Source organism: Chamaesiphon sp. OTE_8_metabat_110, from assembly GCF_031382685.1.
Lineage (GTDB): Bacteria > Cyanobacteriota > Cyanobacteriia > Cyanobacteriales > Chamaesiphonaceae > Chamaesiphon.
Genome location: NZ_JANMZA010000553.1, coordinates 1 through 2,715, shown reverse-complemented (window position 1 = coordinate 2,715; position 2,715 = coordinate 1). Strand labels below are relative to the sequence as shown.

Below are 2,715 nucleotides of genomic sequence, written 5' to 3'. Positions count from 1 at the left end.
GTGCCGTTCCAAAAGCTCTCGGGTACTTTGCGCGTAAAACCCCAATAGTTGTGCGTGCGCTGGAATCTACCCCGGCGCTCGTAGGTAATCCGCATAAACTCGCGCCAGCCGACGATCTGTCGGATGAAGCCTTCGAGACTATTGAGTGGTACTTTATCCACCATTTCTAAAGCCGCGTCGATTATCTGTTGTGGCGAGAGCAATCCACTATTGAGCAGCGGCGAGAGTACCGAATGATGCAAGATTGGCTCTGCTAAAACCAGCGCATCTTCATATACTCCAAACTCAGCAAAGCGCACGGTGAGGAAATCTTTGAGCCAGTCATCGGCTTCGCTATATGTTGTCGGGTAAAAGCCCTGCTTGAAGGGCTGCTCTACCGAGCCATAGTTATTGCCAAAATGTTCGCGCACATAAGTTTGTGCTTCTCGCACGTACTCATTCAATGCGGGTAAATCGAAGTCTGGAGTCGATCGAGTCTTGGGGAATTTTTGGCGATTATCAACATCATACGTCCACTTGCCACCCACGGGTTTATCAAATTTATCGACTAAAATTTCGTGATGTTTGCGGCGGTTGATGTAGAAATCTGTCTGTTTGAGGTACTTGCGACTATCAAATAACTTGGCTATTTCGGCAGGATCTTCGAGGAAATTGGGCGAGCGATATTGCTGTAATTGGAGCTGATGCTGCTGCGCTCCCGCCGTCAACCGCTGCTGAAGCCAATCGTCTACGACATCTGCATAGTGGAGTTCGCGCACTCCAGCACTAGCGATGAGGGGTAAAAGTTTTTGCACGTCGCATTCGGCACTCGTCGCTGAAATATAGCGTACTTGGTAGCCTTGCTGAGTCAGGCGATCTGCATACATCCGCATTGTCGCGCGGTGTAATAACAATTTTTGCTGGTGGAAGTTGTATTGATGAAAATACAGCCACTCTTCAACTAGATAAACAATTCCGCCCGGATGTAATGCGGGATGTTGCCGGAAAAGTTGATTGGGAAAAACAATGCTAGCTCGATCTGACATGGAAATGGCACTTTTTCACATTGTAACAATTCTCGATCGCGCGGGTGGATCTATCTGGGGGTAGGGGATAGGGGATAGTGAATAGTGGATAGTGAATAGAACAATCACCCAGTCTCCCCGTCCCCCAGTCCTCTACGCCCAATCGCCGCTAAGGCTTGGGCAGCGGAATCTCACTGTTGACGGTAAAACTCTGTACCATTGTATCGAGTGTAGATCTCATCCGCTCGAATTGTTCGGTAGGGATGATATCTGTAAACAACGAAATCCGATTGCGATCGAGTCGAATAAAACTCGTTCCACTCATTGGTACACTTTGACCGCTACTTTCACTTTCATACGCCCAGGATAGCCTCACTACACCATTGCCGAGATCGTCCGGCTGATTGACGGTGACATTTTTGAGACTCTTTTTATAAATATCATTTACTGTTTTAGTCAGAAATCTACCTAGAGATTCGGGATTATTCTGAATTTCTGATTCAGGAATATTATCAAAAATATCGATCGATACCACTGCATTCCCAGTTTTATCTTCCCATGTGACGATCGTTTCGTCAGCCTTACTGGTATCGGTTTTGTTCCACCCTGATGGGATGGATACTGAGAAGAGGTTATTTTTGTGATTATAGGGCTTTAGATCGCCGATCTTAATCAATTGAGTTTTATAATCTTCCTTAGATTTAATACTCAGTGATGCCGATCTTTCACTACTGCTACTGGTAGATTTAACGATATGACGAGTATTGTAAACTTGAATACTACTAATCGATCGATTACATGTTAGGGAGAGCGAACAAGTTTGCTGCACGGCAAAACTTTTCTCCGCTATAGTTAGGCTGCAAAGAGAAGTTGACGCGATTAAAGCAATTGAAAATCTATTCATAAAATCGATTTAAAAGGTTCGGGATAGCTAAGAATTTATGTAATCATATCCTAACTTACATTTACATGTCGATCGAACTCATGTCATGCTCGATCGCATCCCCACAGTTCCCACCAGCACCCGATCGTCATCTCAGCACCAGCAATACCGAGCCAGCCCGCTGCTAGACCTATTACTGTCGTAGTATCTATCCCTACATCGATCGGCCCAAATCATCCTAATTTGGCGGAGCTGACCCCCGACTATTCCCGGAAGCTGAAGTATTAAAAATCCGATCGATACTAACAGCTTCTCGGAAAAAAGGGTAGCTAGTTTGGTATTCTGGGATCTATGTCTCTCGAACTAGAGCCAGTTTTATCCTGCTAGCCGATCGGTAATCCTATATTAAATAACTGTAAAATTAGTTAACAATGACAGATATAAATCAAGAACCCCTATTGTTACGTGCGGCCAAAGGTGCGACACTCGATCGACCGCCAGTGTGGATGATGCGTCAAGCGGGACGTTATATGAAAGTTTATCGTGACTTACGGGACAAATATCCCTCCTTCCGCGATCGATCCGAAAAAGCCGAACTGGCGATCGAAATCTCCCTCCAACCCTGGCGGGCGTTCGAGCCGGATGGCGTCATCATGTTCTCCGACATCCTCACGCCCCTCCCAGGCTTGGGAATTCCCTTTGACATCATCGAGAGCAAAGGGCCAATTATCGAGCCAGCGATTCGCTCTCAGGCACAAATCGACGCCCTCCATCCTCTCAATCCGGAAGAGTCGCTGCCCTTTATTAAAGAAATTTTGGGCACCTTAC

Annotated in this window: 3 protein-coding genes; 1 reads left to right on the top strand and 2 read right to left on the bottom strand. The window is 46.2% G+C overall.

Features of this window, described 5'->3' with window-relative positions; genetic code table 11:
* Both RMO52_RS20015 and RMO52_RS20010 read right to left on the bottom strand, forming a co-directional pair.
* Positions 1-1,025: cryptochrome/photolyase family protein (locus tag RMO52_RS20015; protein ID WP_310417779.1), on the bottom strand; the 1,025-nt coding region annotated here is incomplete at its 3' end.
* 148 nt (positions 1,026-1,173) lie between these two features.
* Positions 1,174-1,908 (bottom strand): PsbP-related protein, encoded by a 735-nt coding sequence (locus RMO52_RS20010; protein ID WP_310417775.1) that lies wholly within the window; start codon positions 1,906-1,908, stop codon positions 1,174-1,176.
* A gap of 410 nt (positions 1,909-2,318) precedes the next feature.
* Between RMO52_RS20010 and RMO52_RS20005 the strand changes: the two genes are divergently transcribed.
* Positions 2,319-2,715, top strand: a 397-nt coding sequence (locus tag RMO52_RS20005; RefSeq protein ID WP_310417774.1) for a uroporphyrinogen decarboxylase family protein, incomplete at its 3' end; no start/stop codon positions are given.